Annotated in this window: 16 protein-coding genes; 7 read left to right on the top strand and 9 right to left on the bottom strand. The window is 39.2% G+C overall.

The features are described from left to right. Positions 1-25: 25 nt before the first annotated feature. The gene (locus tag EHQ49_RS00410) at positions 26-1,420 is read left to right on the top strand and encodes an LA_2168 family protein (RefSeq protein WP_425269821.1); all 1,395 of its coding nucleotides are present in this window, start codon (positions 26-28) and stop codon (positions 1,418-1,420) included. Further along, the gene (locus tag EHQ49_RS00405) at positions 1,417-3,039 is read left to right on the top strand and encodes a phospholipase D-like domain-containing protein (protein WP_135575232.1); all 1,623 of its coding nucleotides are present in this window, start codon (positions 1,417-1,419) and stop codon (positions 3,037-3,039) included. The genes EHQ49_RS00410 and EHQ49_RS00405 overlap by 4 nt, the downstream gene beginning before the upstream one ends. Here EHQ49_RS00405 and EHQ49_RS00400 read toward each other — a convergent pair whose 3' ends face one another. The 5 genes from EHQ49_RS00400 to EHQ49_RS00380 all read right to left on the bottom strand — a co-directional run bounded on the left by EHQ49_RS00400 (position 3,040) and on the right by EHQ49_RS00380 (position 7,052). Continuing rightward, the gene (locus EHQ49_RS00400) at positions 3,040-3,225 is read right to left on the bottom strand and encodes a hypothetical protein (RefSeq protein ID WP_135575230.1); all 186 of its coding nucleotides are present in this window, start codon (positions 3,223-3,225) and stop codon (positions 3,040-3,042) included. Between the two features lie 43 nt (positions 3,226-3,268). Beyond that, a complete protein-coding gene (locus EHQ49_RS00395) occupies positions 3,269-4,510 on the bottom strand; it encodes an MFS transporter (RefSeq protein WP_135575228.1) in 1,242 nt (413 codons plus the stop codon). Positions 4,511-4,569: 59 nt separating this feature from the next. Then, positions 4,570-5,553: an LBF_2017 N-terminal domain-containing protein gene (locus tag EHQ49_RS00390; RefSeq protein ID WP_135575226.1), complete on the bottom strand. Its 984-nt coding sequence runs from the start codon at positions 5,551-5,553 to the stop codon at positions 4,570-4,572. A 7-nt stretch (positions 5,554-5,560) separates the two neighbouring features. Continuing rightward, positions 5,561-6,349, bottom strand: a complete 789-nt coding sequence (locus EHQ49_RS00385) for a FecR family protein (RefSeq protein WP_135575224.1) — start codon at positions 6,347-6,349, stop codon at positions 5,561-5,563. Positions 6,350-6,509: 160 nt separating this feature from the next. Continuing rightward, positions 6,510-7,052, bottom strand: coding sequence for an NUDIX hydrolase (locus EHQ49_RS00380; protein ID WP_135575222.1), 543 nt, complete (start codon positions 7,050-7,052; stop codon positions 6,510-6,512). Between the two features lie 124 nt (positions 7,053-7,176). Between EHQ49_RS00380 and EHQ49_RS00375 the strand changes: the two genes are divergently transcribed. The 5 genes from EHQ49_RS00375 (at position 7,177) to EHQ49_RS00355 (ending at position 13,092) form a co-directional block, all read left to right on the top strand. Next, positions 7,177-7,773, top strand: coding sequence for a glutathione S-transferase family protein (locus tag EHQ49_RS00375; RefSeq protein WP_135575220.1), 597 nt, complete (start codon positions 7,177-7,179; stop codon positions 7,771-7,773). Between the two features lie 68 nt (positions 7,774-7,841). Then, complete coding sequence (locus EHQ49_RS00370; RefSeq protein WP_208732136.1) at positions 7,842-9,857, top strand: ATP-dependent helicase; 2,016 nt, start codon at positions 7,842-7,844, stop codon at positions 9,855-9,857. Beyond that, positions 9,857-10,549 (top strand): LIC12587 family lipoprotein, encoded by a 693-nt coding sequence (locus tag EHQ49_RS00365; RefSeq protein WP_135575216.1) that lies wholly within the window; start codon positions 9,857-9,859, stop codon positions 10,547-10,549. Before EHQ49_RS00370 ends, EHQ49_RS00365 begins: the two co-directional genes overlap by 1 nt. A 6-nt stretch (positions 10,550-10,555) precedes the next feature. Continuing rightward, complete coding sequence (locus EHQ49_RS00360; RefSeq protein ID WP_244241282.1) at positions 10,556-12,739, top strand: LIC_12586 family protein; 2,184 nt, start codon at positions 10,556-10,558, stop codon at positions 12,737-12,739. Next, the gene (locus EHQ49_RS00355) at positions 12,724-13,092 is read left to right on the top strand and encodes a hypothetical protein (RefSeq protein WP_135575214.1); all 369 of its coding nucleotides are present in this window, start codon (positions 12,724-12,726) and stop codon (positions 13,090-13,092) included. The genes EHQ49_RS00360 and EHQ49_RS00355 overlap by 16 nt, the downstream gene beginning before the upstream one ends. Here the strand turns inward: EHQ49_RS00355 and lpxB are convergent. From lpxB to EHQ49_RS00335, 4 genes are read right to left on the bottom strand one after another with little or no spacing between them, the layout of a single operon-like run. After that, complete coding sequence (gene lpxB, locus EHQ49_RS00350) at positions 13,066-14,277, bottom strand: lipid-A-disaccharide synthase (protein ID WP_135575212.1); 1,212 nt, start codon at positions 14,275-14,277, stop codon at positions 13,066-13,068. The genes EHQ49_RS00355 and lpxB overlap by 27 nt on opposite strands. Then, the gene (locus EHQ49_RS00345) at positions 14,246-15,112 is read right to left on the bottom strand and encodes an LpxI family protein (RefSeq protein WP_135575210.1); all 867 of its coding nucleotides are present in this window, start codon (positions 15,110-15,112) and stop codon (positions 14,246-14,248) included. The genes lpxB and EHQ49_RS00345 overlap by 32 nt, the downstream gene beginning before the upstream one ends. Before the next feature lie 8 nt (positions 15,113-15,120). After that, positions 15,121-15,351: an FmdB family zinc ribbon protein gene (locus tag EHQ49_RS00340; RefSeq protein WP_135575208.1), complete on the bottom strand. Its 231-nt coding sequence runs from the start codon at positions 15,349-15,351 to the stop codon at positions 15,121-15,123. 9 nt (positions 15,352-15,360) lie between these two features. Then, entirely contained in the window at positions 15,361-16,815 is a 1,455-nt protein-coding gene (locus tag EHQ49_RS00335; RefSeq protein WP_135575206.1) for an SH3 domain-containing protein, read from the bottom strand.

The raw sequence follows: 16,815 nt of genomic DNA, 5'->3' as shown, positions 1-16,815 counted from the left end.
TTCAAAACTTTATTACATTCTCATCATGAGCATTTTATTCGGAACCTCTTCCATCGATGCTGTGGTAGTTGAGGTGGGGATTTTGGGATATGAATTGTTCTTAAAAGAATCCAATGCGAAAAAAGAATCTCCCCCTCCTGGTTGGGATTTACAAATCAATCGATTGGGTACGGACTTTCAGAATGTTTCTTATTTGAATAGAATATCCGGTGAATCAATGTTTGTTGGTCTCAATGGTAAAGGAAAAAAAGAAAGGATCGTTTGGGATTTAAACATCAAATTGACCACAGGAAAAGAAAGCGGACTAAAACCTTTTTATCTAGGGAAAAACCATTATATAGGTTATGAGACCTCGAGATTTCTTATCGGAATCGGTCGACGGGAACATTTGTTTCGGCCAAAAAGTTTTCAAACGAGTTTTGACGGAGGTGAAGGAATCTTTTTAGAATTTCTGCCCTTACCAAATTTAATTTTACAATTTTTTCTTTGGGACCATCATTCAGGTGCTCTTTTATTCGAAAAAGACAGGTTCCATTCATTACTTCCGAGTCAACAGCAGGGCAGACAAGGTTTTCCTGAAGATTCAGAGCCAAACGCAGGCAGACGAAGTCATCACAGGAGGCATTCTTTTGGCCTTCTCTATGGAGATTATCTCCAATTACGATTGGGTATACAATACTTGGAACTCGGGAGTTGGGGGCGGCATGTAAAAGATAATCAGAGAGAAACAAAGCAGTCAGGAGCTGATGGGGACTCGCTTTTAAATGGAAATGTTGGGTTTGGTTTTGATGCGGAGATTTTTGAATTCCAATTCGATTTTTTGTGGGCCAAAGGAAACGATCGTACAAGTTCCAAATCAACGATAAGTCCCGGTTCGATTCCTATTTCAGGAGAAGCTTTTCAGATTGGAGCAGAACTTAGATTAGGTGATTTTTTGTTCCGAAATTCCCATTTCCTTTCGGACCGGGAAGAAAGGAATACAAAGAACCAAATCATTCGAGAAGGTTATGTTTTTTTTGGCTCACACCCAGCACAAACTCCTTATATTTCACAAATTTTTCGGATCTTCCCATCGGCGGCAGTTACCGAATCTGGATATGAAAAAAATTTTGGTCTGCGAGAAGGAAAATGTTTTGGGTATTTGAGCGAATTTGTTCTTCAATTCACCTATCGTCAGTTCGTCGCAAAAATAGTCGGTTCGTATTTTTTGCCTTATCATCTGGGAGGGCCAACAGATGGAAGAATTAGTTTTCAGAAAAAAGACTTTGAAGCTTTTTTTATTGGCGAAGGAGTTTTGGAACTTTCTTTAAAAGAGGATTCTTCTTTTGAGTTAGGAGTAGGATTTTCTCAACTCTTATTACCGGAATCGATTGGTATCAAATCAAATTTTGGTTATGTATTTGGGAGAATACAAATATGAAAAAAAATCGTTTCCTAGTTTTGATTTTTGTTTTGTCATCTCTACTTTTTTGTCAAAAATCAAAATCCCATAAGGACCTTTCTTCAATTTTATTTCCCAACTCTCCTCTTTCAGAAATCAACTTCTCTTATCCCGGTCGTGAAGTTGCCGCAGAGAAAAAAAGAATCGTAAAGGATATTTTACTCACAGAAATCCGTAAAGCCAAAGTATCAATTCGAGCTTATTTGTATTCCATAGACGATTATGAAATCCTTACTGAACTTTATTTAAAAAAGAGAATGGGTGTTCAAATTCAACTGTTTGGTGATAAACAAGAAGAATATACAGAACTCGAGTCTCTTGGTTTAGATATTCAAAGATGGTCAGGGTCTGGAATCCATCATACTAAAATCTGGATTTTTGATGGAGTTCGTTTTTTTACAGGGACTGGTAACTTTACCACACATGGACTGGAGACAGACAATAATGTCTTTTGGATTCAAGACATTCCTTTAGGCGAGGTTTCGGCAATCACATCCACACTCGAAGGAAAAAATCCTAAGGGTTTTTTCAGGATTGGACCACTTCTTTATTGGACTTCGCCAGAAGCAGGCCTTGAGATCCAACAGCAGTTACTGGATGCTGTGGACTCTGCCAAACATTCCATCAAATACTTAATTTACTCTCATTATGACCCCATCCTTAGTTTGAAACTCGTAGAAGCAAGTCGAAGAGGAGTTCGGGTCGAAGGAATTTATAATGCACCAATGACTGTAAATCCAGAAGGGATGTATCTCAGTCAACAGTTGGCTTATCCTTCACAAATTTATGAAGATGGGAATGTTGATTTTGTTTATAAAAACGATCGATATCTTGGGGGATTGTTACACCACAAAACTATGTTAATTGATGATCGCATTGTATATACGGGATCTTATAATTATTCTGTTTCTGCCAGAGATAAAAACAAAGAAATCTTTGTGAAATTGGATCATGAAAAAATCGCAAATGAATTTTTAATGGAGTGGAAACGGATTCTCTGGTTAGCCCTTCCTTTAACCAATCTGGCAGTGAGTCCTGGGGCAACAAATTTGAATTTAGAAAGTCAATTGCGACTGTTTACCATCCAAAGATTTCAAAACTCAATTTTCCAAACTAATGTTTTATTCAATAGTGAAGGAGGATTTGATACCAATTCGAATGCTCTGGCCAGTGCTTATCGACAAAGTTTAGGGTTAACGGGAGTGATCCGGTCAAAAGAGGGGGAAAGGTTTCTTTTTACGGTTAATGGACCCGATCCCATTTGGGAAGAAAGTGAAGGAAGCCATTTGCAATTACTTTTACAAAATTACTTTTTGGGAACTAGAGTTGGTCTTTCGAATGGGGAGAAGGTGGATTCTCTATCTATTTGGGACGGTTCTCATCCCAAACAGAGTTTTGTCCTGGATGCCAATTCTACCATTTTGGGTGAGACGGACTTTTGGAAGGGAAAGAACTTATGGTTTTGGGTTCATACAAAAACCCAAGTCCTTTCTTTTTGCCATACAAAAGAAAAAAACAAACCACCGGAATGGATGGTCTTTCTCATGAATCGATTCGAGGTTACTGGGAAAATTCCACCAATTTGTTCTAATGACTAGTCATTCCATTTTATCTTCAATGACTGGAACCAAAATTTTCGCTATATCATCTTGGAGTTTCATGTAGTTATTGATTCCTAAATGAGTGATTTGTTTATTCACATCGTTTAACATCGTTTGAATGAGAAGAACTAAGGTATGTTTTTTATCTTCTGGAAGTTTGGAATCATGGATCAAATCTGACATGGCTTGTCCAGTATTCCCTAGAAAAGAGATTTTCCAAGCATTTTTAAACCCAGTTTTTCAGTTCTAATTCTTTCAGCTTAGGAGATAACCGGAAAGTAAAGAATACAATGAGAATGGTCATTGTGGCACCAAAAACGACAGACCCCACGGGACCTAAAAACTTTGCGGAAACCCCTGATTCAAAAGCGCCAATTTCATTGGAAGAGCCAATAAAAACTTTATTGATGGCACTCACACGTCCGCGCATATCTTCGGGAGTCATGGTTTGCATAATGGTGGAACGAACCACAACCGAAACACTATCAAAAACCCCGGATAGGAATAACGCCAATAGGGACAAAAGAAAGGAATGGGAAAGGCCAAAAACCAACATACAAACCCCAAATCCAAAAACACAGAATAACAAAACGCGCCCTGATTTTTCAAGAGGTGGTTTGTAAGTTAGGTAGTAAGCCATAAGGAGAGCACCGAGGGATGGTGCAGCACGTAGGTAGCCAAGTCCTTCTGAACCAACAAAGAGAATGTCTTTGGCATAAACTGGTAGAAGAGCCACTGCTCCTCCAAAAAGAACGGCAAACATATCCAGGGCCATTGCACCTAACATGATTTCATTTTTTAAAACAAAACGAAGGCCTTTGAGAAGACTATCTTTTAGAGCCTCTTTTTCCTTTCGTTCCGGTAAACTGCGTTTTGCGATCCAAAAGAAAAGTAAAAACGGAAGTCCAATACAAACGGAATCAAGTGCATAAGCTGCTTGCATTCCAAAACTTCCATAGACAATTCCACCGAGAGCCGGACCAATCACGGCACCAGCTTGGAAAGAAGTTCCCATCCATGCTGCTGAATGTGGGTAATGTTCTCTTGGAACTAGTTGTGTAACAAAACTAAAGATAGCAGGGGAGATAAAACCTCTGGCAATTCCAGAAACCAAAATGACTAAAAATATAGGATAAGCTTTATAGGTTTCTAATAAAAAGGAGAGAGGTCCTGTGAATGCAAATAAAGTGAGAGAACAAATCAATAAAAAGAATAAACAAATAACAATGATATTACGACGATCGCGAAGATCAGCTAAATGCCCTGCATAGAGTGAAACAACAATAGATGGAACTGCTTCAAAAAGTCCAACAAGCCCCAAGTCTAAAACACTACCTGTGAGTTCGTAAACTTGCCAACCAACAATGGTTGCTTGGATGTTAATTGCAAGGACCATAAAGAACCTTGCTACAATAAAAAATCGGAAGTCTCTGTGTTTGAAAATGGCCAAAGAAAGGTTTTTCTTCATCTCTTTGACCAATGTTTATTGTCGAAAATGGAGAGCAATCGACAATCTAGTTTGTCCTATCAATTGGATTCGCTACCCAATTGAAAATTTAAAGTTTTGACTGCCTCTTCATTTCCTACCTGATCAACGGCATAGTAAAAAAGTTGAAATGATCCCTTACAAACAGACTTTAGGTCTGTAATCGAAATCTCCGCCGTATAGGCCTTAAATTCTGTTTGAGTTCCCGACTGACAGGTATAAGCTGTTAAAATATCTTTTGGCCCACTTAATTTATCGTTTGCAGTGAGTTTGATTTTAGTTTCTGGCGAAAGGAATTGAGTTCTTCCTTTGCCCATTGAACTAGGTCCGACCCATTCGAGTTTTGTTTCTGGGGCCGTTACATCCTTAATAAAGTCTAAAACTTGTATCGGTTCTTTATTTCCCGCCTGGTCAAGAGAGAAGTATAAAAACTTATAACTGCCTTCTTCTTGAATAGGAATGGATGTCATGGCTTTGCTTGAATTCCAATGACCACCGTTGATGCGAAACCGAACTTCGGCAACACCTGATGCATCATCACTCGGATGTAAAGTCAACTGATCCTTGGTTAAATAACGAATGGATTCCTCTTTTGTTTTTACAATGACAAAACTATCGGTGGAAATGACGGAGGTTGCTTTTTTAGGTTCTTGTTTGGGTGTAAAAACTTTTTTACCCACATATTCCTTGGGAACAGAAAGTGGGGATCCCGGATCTACATTTGTAGAATATACTTGGGTCCAAAATCCTTTGGCTCCATATTCACCTAACCTGCGCACACGAAAGTATTCGAAATCATCTTTTGGAGTCACAGTGATTCTGTTTCCCTTAAACTGAATGGATTCGGGTGGCTTTGGAGCTATGCTATCCCCATTTTCATTTGGTTTTTCTTGCCAAAGTTCCAATTCAAAATTGGCTTCTGGTTCGGCATCAATTGCAATCCGAAGTTCTCTTTTTGGTTTGGAAAAAAGAGAACTAAATGTTAAAAAAACAATTCCAAGGATCAGTAATAAATTTCGATTCATATTCCTTCTATTCTTCTTTGAGGCGTGGTGCTTCTGGAATTTTATAAGGTTGTACGGGTGACTTCCCTTTCTCTACAAAAGTTGCCATCCCTTGTTTCAACTCAACAGTTTTTCCTTGTGCTGCTACGTCTACCACCCCTTCAAAACAGGAAATGGTCGAGCTGAGTTTATCATCTAACTCTACACGGAATTCAGTTCCCCGAACACCCGCAGTGGAAGACGGACTCACAATATTGAACTTGTGTTCTGTGGTTGGTGGGTTGGATTTTGTGACTTTGGCATCCAAACTTCCTTTAAAAAGGGCAACCGTTACGGCACCGCCTTTTTTCTCAGCACCTTTCACTTCAAAATGGCTATTCGTTAAAATTCGCACCATACCTACGTTATTGATATGAAGGTCAGTTTTTCCCTTGCCTACAGTTTTAATTTGATCATTTGGGTGGAGTTCTTGTCCTAATTTGAGGGGAACCCAAGGACCTTTTCCACCAGTTCCATTCCATTCTACTTGCCCCATCACAAATTCTGTGACTCCAACGACTGCCTTTCGAAGAAAAACGGGAACAACTAATGATAAACCTGGTTTGATAAGATCAGGATTGGGAATTTTGTTATGTTTGAGAAGTTCTGGCCAACGTTTAGGATCAGAAAGATGCCTTTCTGAAATGAGAGAGAGAGTTTCTCCCTTTTGAACTGTGATGGTAATGGGTTCTAATGTTTCGTCACCTTCAGCAAAAAGCGGAAATTGACTGAATACTATGATAAGTACTAGGATTGAATGGGCGATGGACTTTCTCATAAACATAGTGTCTCAAACTAATGTTTAATTTTCCAGCAATTTCGAAAATCTTGGGGATTTTTCTAAACGTAGATCCTTGTCTTTTTTTAGAATAGATTCAAGTATGAATCTATTTTTCCGAATGATCCCTAGTAAAAAACTCTACATGACTTCGGTTATCTTACTTAGATTGTAAAAAATAAATCCCAAGGGCTGCGGCCATGTGAGGGTGGTGGATGGTTCCATCGAGTAACAGTTGTTTTACTTGTTCTGGTTTTTTTAAAATGATTTCAATGTCTTCCCCTTCATCAAACTCCACATCGTGAATTAACTCCACATCATAGGCTACATAGGAATAAGACCAATTGGTAAACATAGCCGGGTTGCCGGAAAACTTAGAAAGAAGTTTGTATTTTGAACTGTCAGTGGCATAACCTGTTTCTTCTCTGAGTTCTCGGATGGCCGATTCTAATTCGGAACCGGGTCCTTCTTCATCCACAATCCCTCCCGGGATTTCTAAACTCTCCTCACCAATTCCATGTCTGTATTGTTTGATGAGTAAAATTTCACCCGACTTTGTGATAGGGATTACATTGACCCAATTTTTGGATTTTAATAAATAATAGGTTTTTTCTTCTTCAGAACGAGGAAGTTTGATATCAAAACTGGCTAGGGTGTAAATCGGAGTAGGGAATAGATCTTTCCAGTTTTTTCGTTCTTTCATTTTGTTTTTCCTTCGAACAAGGGATATTCTGATTCTAAGAATTGTATAGAGATTTTCTCACTTTTTTAAAATTATCAAAATCTTACTCTTGAAGGATGTGGAGCGGTAGGAATACTATCTCTATATGAAATTATATGGTAGTATCACTTCTCCTTATGTAAGACGAATTCGTTTTCTTTGTTTGGAACTAGGAATTCCATTTACCCTAGTGGATACAATGACCGAGGCCGGTCAAAAAGAGTTACGTGAAAAAAATCCGCTTTGGAAGATTCCTTATGCGGAAATAGACGATGTAAAAATTTGGGACAGCCATACAATCACAGACTATCTTTTTGAAACCAAAGGATTCGGAAACTTCCGACCCAAAAATGGCCCTCACCATTACCGAGAGGCCAACATACAAACTGCCATTGATCAGGCACTTGATAATGGAATTCTTTTATTTTACCTGAATAAAGAAGGGATCAAACCAGATGCGGCCCCTTATCTCACAAAAAATGCACTCCGAATCAGCTCTATTCTTGATTATATCAAACAAGAGTTAAACGGTCATTTTTTCTTTACCGATGGGAAAACGGGACTTTCTGAAATGGCACTTTTTACGGCTCTTGATTGGATTCGGTTTCGTTCCGTTTTGCCAGTGGAAGAGGATCCCATTTTTGCTAGTTTTTTGAACTTTCATGGCCAAAATAAATCTTGGAAGGAAACTGCTCCTAAGTAATAAAGAACAGCCGTTTTTCACTCGACCGGATCGGATTTACCAAGATTATGTCCCTTACCGGTCTCCCTATGAAATTAAATGCGGCGCAAATGGAAGCAGTTTCCACCATCCAAGGCCCTCTTCTTGTCTTCGCAGGAGCAGGGTCAGGAAAAACTCGGGTCATCACAAACCGCATCGCACATATGGTAGAAGGGGTAAAAATCCCTGCGGGCAAAATTGTTGCCCTTTCCTTTACCAACAAAAGTGCGAAAGAGATGGCCGAACGCCTTCGTAAGATGGTGCCACGGGAAAAACTAAAGGGAATTACACTTTCCACCTTTCACTCATTAGGTTTAAAGATTGTAAAAGAACATATTACCAAACTCGGGTATAACGAAACCTTTTTGTTATTCAACGGAACCGATCAAGAAGCATTTGTTTCCGACCTTTTGAAATCAAAACGCCTTGATCCTAAAAAGGTTCCACCCAAAGAAATCTTAAGACGCATATCTTATGCTAAAAACACACAAGTTCACCCGAGAGACAATGGCCAAACTGGTGAGTTTGATCTCATTGCGGCAGAAGTTTTTTCTATGTATGAAGATGGACTTAAAGAAAAAAATGCCATTGACTTTGATGATTTGATTTTACTTCCTAAACGTTTGTTAGCTGAGTTTCCCGAAATTGCAGCTTACTATCAAAGAAAACATGAATATTATCTTGTGGATGAATTCCAAGACACAAACCAACTCCAATACGAGTTTTTATCTTTGTTTCGGGGTAAAAGTGACAACCTTTGTGTGGTAGGTGATGACGATCAGAGTATCTATGCATTTCGTGGTTCGAATGTACAACTCATTCTTAATTTCGAAAGAGAATTTCCACATGCCAAAGTGGTCAGACTTTTAGAAAACTATAGATCAACTTCGCTCATCATCCAAGCGGCCAACTCGCTCATTCAAAACAACAAGGGCCGTAAAGAAAAAACTTTATACAGCCGTATCCCTTCAGCAGAACGAGTGGAATATTATGAAACTGCAGATGAAAGAGAGGAAGCCATTTTTGTGGCAGGAAGGATCCAGACCTTACTCATTAAAAATGAATTTAAGGGAAAAGAAATTGCCATCCTATTTCGCACTAATTTCCAATCTCGTCCTTTTGAAGAAGAACTCCGAAATCGGAGTATTCCTTATAAAGTAGTGGGCGGATATAATTTCTTTGATCGAAAAGAAATCAGAGATTGTATTTCTTATCTACGTTACGTGGCAAATCCTAAGGATGATTATTCCTTATTACGAATCATCAATTACCCCAAACGTGGGATTGGGCCTGGAACCATGCAAAAACTCCAAGAGGAAGCCTTCACCCACAAACTGTCTTTATACGAAGTCTTTCATAAAATGATTGAGAGTCCCGACTATTTACCCGAAGTTAAAGCTAAGGTCAGACAAGAAATTTACCAATTTGTTGAACTTGTGGATGCTTTTAAAAAGAAGTTTGCGATGTCACCGAAACTGGCACCTGTACTTCGGGAAATGGTCACCCAAATCGGATTCGAGCGAGAAATCTCGATGGAAGAAACCGAGGAGAAGGTGGTCAAAGCTCGGATCTACAATTTAAGTGAACTTGTGAATATGTTGTCCTTTTTTGAAGAAGAAGAGGGCCGTGAGGGGAAAGCCACGATTTTCGATTTTTTGCAGAGACTCGTCCTTCTCATGGAAGATGAACCCAAAGAGGATGAGGAAGATCGCCGGGTGCAGCTTTTGACCATGCACCAGTCCAAAGGATTGGAATACGATTTAGTATTTTTAGTGGGCCTAGAAGAGGGAATTTTACCGAACTCACGTGTTATAGAAGAAGAAGGGGAAGTGGTCGATGAAGAAAGACGCCTTCTCTACGTGGGTATGACTCGCCCAAGACGAAAATTGTACTTGACTTCGGCTCGTACAAGACGCAAATTTGGGGAGCAAATCGAGAGTGCCCCCTCTCGGTTTTTAAACGAGCTGTCTCAGGACGCTGTTCTTTTTTTCCCTATGGAAACAAAGGATAGAGACACAGAAACTAAGAATTTCTTAGAGGAATTAGACAAACTAAAGGTAGGCTAATGAAATCGATTCTCCCACTAACCCTCATTTTAGCGATGGTTGTGGCATTTGAAAATTGTGCATCAAATCAGGAAACCCTCCGAACAGGAGCTTCCAAAATCAATACAGGGTCTCATTTGGCCCAAATCGAATCCATCGATGCTGATCTCAAATCCTCTTCTCTATCTGACGAATCCCGAGACAAATTAGTGATCCGAAAAGGAAAACTTTTACTCGATCTTGGAAAATATGATGAGACCATTTCCACTCTCAACCAAGTGAACCAGGCCAAGTCCAACCCGGTCCAACTTTCTGAGTGGAATCTCACTATGGGCAAGGCCTATGTGGGAAAAAATGAATATTCCAAAGCCATTCAATTTTTAAACCAATCCGAAAGATTGGATAAAAACACAAACCTAATGGAACGCAAAAAACTAGTGGTTCAGTCCCTTGTGGCAGAACGGGAATACTATCCAGCTCTTGCGACTCTCACGAAAACCTACACCAAAGGGAACCAAAAGAAAGACGAATTCTATTATGAAACTGCTGCGAAGACCTATTTAAAAATGGGTTTCGAATACAAGAACACAGGTTTTTACCAAAAAGGTTTGCAAGTTGCCAATTTAGGATTGGAAGAATTTCCAAACAACGAAACTCTGAAGTCCATTCAGAAAGACTGTTTGGAAGTGTTGCAGCCGGAGGGCAAACTCTAAGTTCTTTTGGAACGGATCTTCTCTCTCCAAAGCCTATTTATCTATAGGCAGTCTCTCTCGACCCTCTTCAATAGAATCCGTGAAAACAAACGGATTCTATTTTCATTTTTAGCACTAGGTCTCATCTGTTTCTTGTTTGTTCTTTGTTATTATGGTTTGGAATTCTATCTTCGAAACTATCGGATTCCCTTAGTCCAACTGAGAAAGGTTGTTACTTTTACCATCAACAGAGAACTAGGAAAGGCTGTAGATATTGGAGTCCTCGATTTTTCGCTCAGAGAAGGCCTTATCATTGAAGACTTAGTTGTTTCCAACGAAGAAGATTTTTCCTTTAACGATCATATGTTGAAGGTAAAAAAAGTTACCTTTCGATTATCGAGTTATTTTAAAGATTCTCCCACAGTGGAACAAATTGATTTTTACAGTCCTCATTTGGTTCTAAATGAAAACCAGGGTTTACGAAACCAACTCATTCAATATGCACAAACGAGTAAATTAAAAGACATTCGTTTTCACGACGCCAAACTCACCGTCAAACAAAACGATTCCACTTTAGTGGATTGGAAAGAGGGTTGGGACATTGTAATGAAACGAAAGAGTAAACGTTTATATCTTTCGTATAACAATGGTTGGTTTTGGATTCCCAATACAACTAGGATCAAAGGGGAAGGTCAGTTCTCCGAAACTAATTTGGAGGAATTCCAATTTGAATTCCAATGGAAAAACTATCCTTCGGAAGAAGCCATCATTCTTACTAATTATCTCTTTGGGTCCAATGTTCATTCTGCTGTTCTTTCGGGAGAGGGGAAGGTGGTTCGTGATCCGGTTTCAGGGTTTACTGCCAGTGGAGATGTTGAGTTTGAGAATTCATTAATTCCGATTCCCTTTTTTGAAAATTATATCCTGGATGGATTTCGCTTTCGGGAATTGTTTCTATTCACACCCAATAAAGAAGAGAGAGAATTTTTAGGAACAGATTTTCGAATCAAAACCTCTGTAAAAACCGAAACGATCAAAGAACCTCTCCTTGATCGCCATTTTGAATTTCAAATCGAATCTTTAGAAGGGATCGCAGAAAGAATCTCTGATATCTCTGGAAACTTCACACTTCCTTTGTCTGGTGTTTTGACAGGTAATCTCGATCTTTTAGAGTCGGGAGATAAAAATAAATGGTTTCAACTTAAAGGGAATTTAAATGGTTCTGAGCTTGAATGGGATTCGAAACTCCTTCAGTTAGAAAAAGGAAATTTATCTTTAAACCTCACAGAAGGAAATGAGTGGAATTTGAAATTTGATTCATTACTTTTTGGAAAACCTTCCCACCTTGGTGGGGGTGGAACCAATGTTTGGGGTCGTTCCAAAAAAACAGACGGTTCCTTCTATTATCCACTAAGTTCCAAAACTAAATTGAGTTTCCAAACACCGGATTTAACGGGAAGTGATTGGAAACCTTTGTATGAGGATTGGAATCGGGAAACCTTGGAAGAAATCAGGGAGAGACAAGAAAAACTAATTCCAGAAGAATATTTTTATCAAACTAAGGTTTACAAATACTTTTTGGAATCAATGAATTTGGATTTCGGAATTCAAATTTCCAATTATTATCCTTTTGCCGGAGCAAACTCACTGGGAGAATCTAAAGGAAACCTACAGGTGAAAGACGGAAGGATGAATCTGGGTTTGAATTTAGGAAATTCCAATTCTAAGGTTTCTATGGTTTCTTATTATGCGAGTAAAACACCCAACTTTGGTTTTAGTTTGGTTTTAAACGAATATCCATGGTCTGATCCTTGGATGCATTTATGTGGTGCGGAATTAAAACCAACTCACGTCAGTTTGGATTATAGTTTTAATAGTATGGGGAGTGATTATTACACTCTTCATAAAGATGCTCGTACTTCGTATTTTCTAAAACTTTTTGGTGTGAGCCTTAAGGAAGCAGATTTGGTTTCTAAATTAGAAATGGATTTAAATCCTTTGAAAAAACCTTTTCAGATGGAATTTGATTTGAGTCGGTATTCCGATATGGATTATATTTCTAATTTAGTGATTTCCAGTGAATCTTTGGATTTAAAGGGATACGGAAATAACAAAAATGGGAACTATGCATTCACAACTTATGGACTTGTTGGAGAATCGAGAGGGACTTTCAGTCTTACTGAAGAGGAAAATAAATGCGTTCTCAAATAGTTAGTTTTAGTTTGTTTTCCCTTGTATTGTTATTTGGTTTTTGTACAGAAAAGAAAAATCCTGCTGACATTGCTCCGGAAATTGCAAGTTTACCAGCGTTTGGTGGAGAGTGGGTTTTGGAATGGGAAAACAAAAGCCATTCGATAAACATCCAGCCAGAAGAAAACAAGGTTCTTTGGAACGGATCTGGGGATCTCAGTATGGAACTGGATTCTGTAGGCATCCGGATTCGTCCAAGTGATGAAGAGACGATCAAAGGTTATTTTTTATATTCCGATTTAAAACCCAAGTCTTGGATTGGGACTTGGGACAACCGAGTGGTCCGTTTAATTCGAAAAAGTTCTAAGGAGTGATTGGATTTCCTTTGCAGCTTTTTTAGATGCATTGGTCGTTCCTAGTTCCCTTTCTTTTGCATCCCTAAGAATCCCTTTTATTTTATTTTTTAGTCTTGTATTGGATAAAATCTTCCATGCCTCTTGGAAAATGTATTTTGGCTGGCATTCGTTTTGAGTAATTTCCCGACAAACTTCTTGGCCTGACAAAATATTTGCAAGACCTATAAATTTGGACCTCATGAGCAAAGATCCAAGTAAGTAAGTAAACAAACTTACCTTATACAAAATCACCATCGGTGTTTCAAAATACAATCCTTCCAAGGTGGCAGTCCCAGACGCAATCAGGAGGAGGTCACTGGTTTCCATCACTCGAAGAGATGCATTCCAAAGATAATGAATTTGGATATCAGGATGGATTTGTTTTAGGGTTTCCAGTTTTTCTAAGATAAAAGATTCTTCTTTAGCATTGATATTGGGAAGTAGGAAAACAACTTTCTTTTTCTCTAGTTTGCACTGTTCGTGAAGAAGGGCAGCAGTGCCAAGAATTGGGTCTATGAGTCTACGGATTTCCCCTTTTCTGGAACCAGGAAGAAGTCCTACCGTATACCCATGGTGGGAATCGGGGAGTTTTTCTGTGATTGCCGGTTCCTTTTTTAATTTTTCAGGAATTCGTTTGGTAATCGGATGGCCTACAAATTTTGCATTTACTCCATACTCGGTATAAATCTCTTCTTCGAATCGGAAGAGGGTAAGCATTAGTGCAATTTGTTCTTTGATAAAATAAATGCGGTTGAATTTCCACGCCCAAATCTGCGGTGATACATAGAAAACAGTAGGAATTCCTCTCTGTTTTAATTCTTTCGCTAAACGAAGGTTAAAACCTGGATAATCAATTAGAATGGCAAGTTTTGTGGGTCTACGAGTTGTTTCATCTAAAACTTTGTAGAAAATCTTTTTTAAGAAACTATATTTTTTAAGGGCTTCGGAAAATCCGATCACACTGAGTTGTTCCAACTCTTCCATGGATTCAAGTCCATGACCAATCATACCCTCTCCACCTATTCCATAGAACTTATATTCTGGCTCTAAAATGGCTAACTCTTGTAAAAGATCAGCTCCCAGCAGATCTCCAGAATGTTCGCCGGCAATGACTAAAATATTTTTGTCAGACTCATGTAGATGGGATTTTTTTTTGGTTACCATTGAGAACCTTACTTCCGCCTTTTCCTAGAACACAAAAGTTTAACTTATGTTTTGTGGCAAATTCAATTGCTGCTTTTGGATCCACCACCAAGGTTTCTCCCTCTCGAATACAAAGTGTTTTGCACCCACTTTCGAGTATCATTTGGAATGTATGGATTCCTATCGTGGGTAAGTCAAAACGGTTGTCTTGTTTTGCTTTGGGGCTTTTACAAACAACCGCATCTCCCTTCTTTTTGGTATACAAACCGCCACGTTTGATGGTTTCATCCGTTCCTTCCACAGCTTCTACCGCAATGACGGATTCATCACAGACCACAACCATTTGCCCAATGTCTAAATCGGCCATCTTTTCTGCGTAGAACATCCCGAAGTCGATATCTTTAAGTTCCTGGGAGTTAAATTTTTTAGGAGTGTAACGTCCTTCGGGAAGGAGTAAAGATTGTAAATAGATCTTTTGGGAAATGACTTTAACACCCATGGCTTCGAATTCATCAGCGATCGCAAGGAAAATAGGATAGTCATTACGGTTGATGGTGCGTGCAAGGATTGCGAGAGCTTTGAGATCAAATTTGAGTTTTTGAAAGAGTAGGTCTTTTCTAACTTTCCCAAGCATCAGAATCCGAGTGATTTTTTCTTTTTGGATGAGTTTTAGGATTTTACCAACTTGTGTGATATGAACGGGAATCGTCCGTGCACTGTGCTCTCTCGGAGTAAAGTCAGACTCGATAAGTCCAAGAAACAATGCATCCTCACCTGCAAGAAGTGCTTCTTTCATTCCAATGTGGGGAAGTTCCCCACCACCAGCGATAATGGCTAATCGGCCTTTCGGTGCCAATGGAGACCTTAAGTAGTTCCTGAATCAGAACTGCCAGATGTAGGTGTGGATCCGGTTTTTTTATAATCCGTTACGTAAAATCCAGATCCTTTAAAAATGATCCCTGCACTCGCAGAAATCCTGCGTTCGACTGATCCGTTTTTTCCACAGAGGCACTGGGTGAGTGCATCATCTTTCATAGACTGAACATGTTCGAAGTCTTTGTCGCATGTATTACAGTGGTAATCGTATGTTGCCATGGTGTCCCTCTAATGGATTCCCGTTCTAATTTCAAAGAGTAACACTTGTTCCCGATTTGGTTCTTTTGCCAAAGGAAGACAGATTTCCCAGGAATACCTTCCTGATTGGAGGGTTGATTCATCCAAGGATAAGGAACGAATGGACTGAATGAGTCCTGTATTTCGCCTCCAAAGGCTTGCGTTCCATTTGTCCCCTTCGCGGGATCCAATGTGTAAGGACAGGTTTTCTCTCCTTTTTTCTCCGTCGAGGACATATCGATTTTTATTTACCCAAATGGATTCTTTGTCGAGGGAAATGGAATAGGCTAGGTGTTCCTGATTGTCGTAGTTTAAATGGAGTTCTAAAAAGGAAATCGGAAGGTCGGAGTCTGTGGGTTGGAAGGAAAACTCAAAATAGTTTTTGTCACCGGAAAGTTTTTTACAAATCCTTTGGATGACTTTCGAATTTTTGGCCAATCCATAAATGGGAAATCCCGTTTCCCCAGAGACACGAATCGAGTCTCTGGGAATGTAGGTTCCAAAGAAAGTGGTTGGGATTTGGTTCCCATTCCAACCTTCAAAATCGATTCGAATTTCATTGTCCACAGACTTAAAACGTTTTTCAAATTCAGCAATGAGGTTGGAATTTGGTGGTGTCTCAGTTAAAAAACCGGAAAAGATCCAGGCAGACTTTTGTAAAGTTGGGAAATAACATCGTTTCCAGTGTCCAGAACTTCCGGCAATGGTTTCTGTTCCTGAATCTTCCTCCAAACAAATGGTAGATTCCGGTTCACTGATTTTTCCCACTTCAGAGTTCTCGCGACCTGGGCCACTCCGGAGGTTTACATTTTTCCCACGTATAATGGCTGTTTGATGAAAGAGACTTGTGTTCGTAGTGTTCGCTAAAAAATGCAAACTTTGTAATAAAAATTCAGATTCAATTTCTCCAATGGATTCAAAGGGGAAACTCAGTAGATTTGCCAGAGCACGGCTAAAACTATCTTCCATACCGCGCGGATCTTCCAAAATTAGTTTCAGGAGTAGGTTTGTGACTTCTGATTTGGGAATGGGTTTGTTTAAGGTTCCAATTTTGGTGATGAGTGCTCTTTTATAACCATCACCATGTTTTTTTAAATGGGATAAATAGGGATCTTCTATATGGTAGTATGTTCCCCTTGTGGTTTCCCATTCTGTGAGTTTGGATCCTTTGCGAGACTGAAAGAAGGAGAGAATATCCTTGGAAGTTTCCTTTCCATTCAGTTTTTTTTCTAGTTGGGAAATCGTTTGGGAAAGAATGGTTAGTTCTAATTCGCCAGAGGGAATTTCTGTATCTGTATAAAGACTTAGGACTTTGAGATAGGCTTCCGATTGATAGAGATCATACGCTTTGTCCTCTCTCTCTCGAAAGTCCACAAAGGCATAGGTAATCAAGGTGATGAAAAGAAAAATGAAACCAAGAACTAGAAATACACGGGAGCGTATCAA

Origin of the sequence: Leptospira perdikensis (assembly GCF_004769575.1) — a bacterium.
GTDB classification, from domain to species: Bacteria; Spirochaetota; Leptospiria; order Leptospirales; family Leptospiraceae; genus Leptospira_A; species Leptospira_A perdikensis.
The sequence above is the reverse complement of the archived record's forward strand: the minus strand, read 5'-3'. Positions and strand labels throughout refer to the sequence as shown.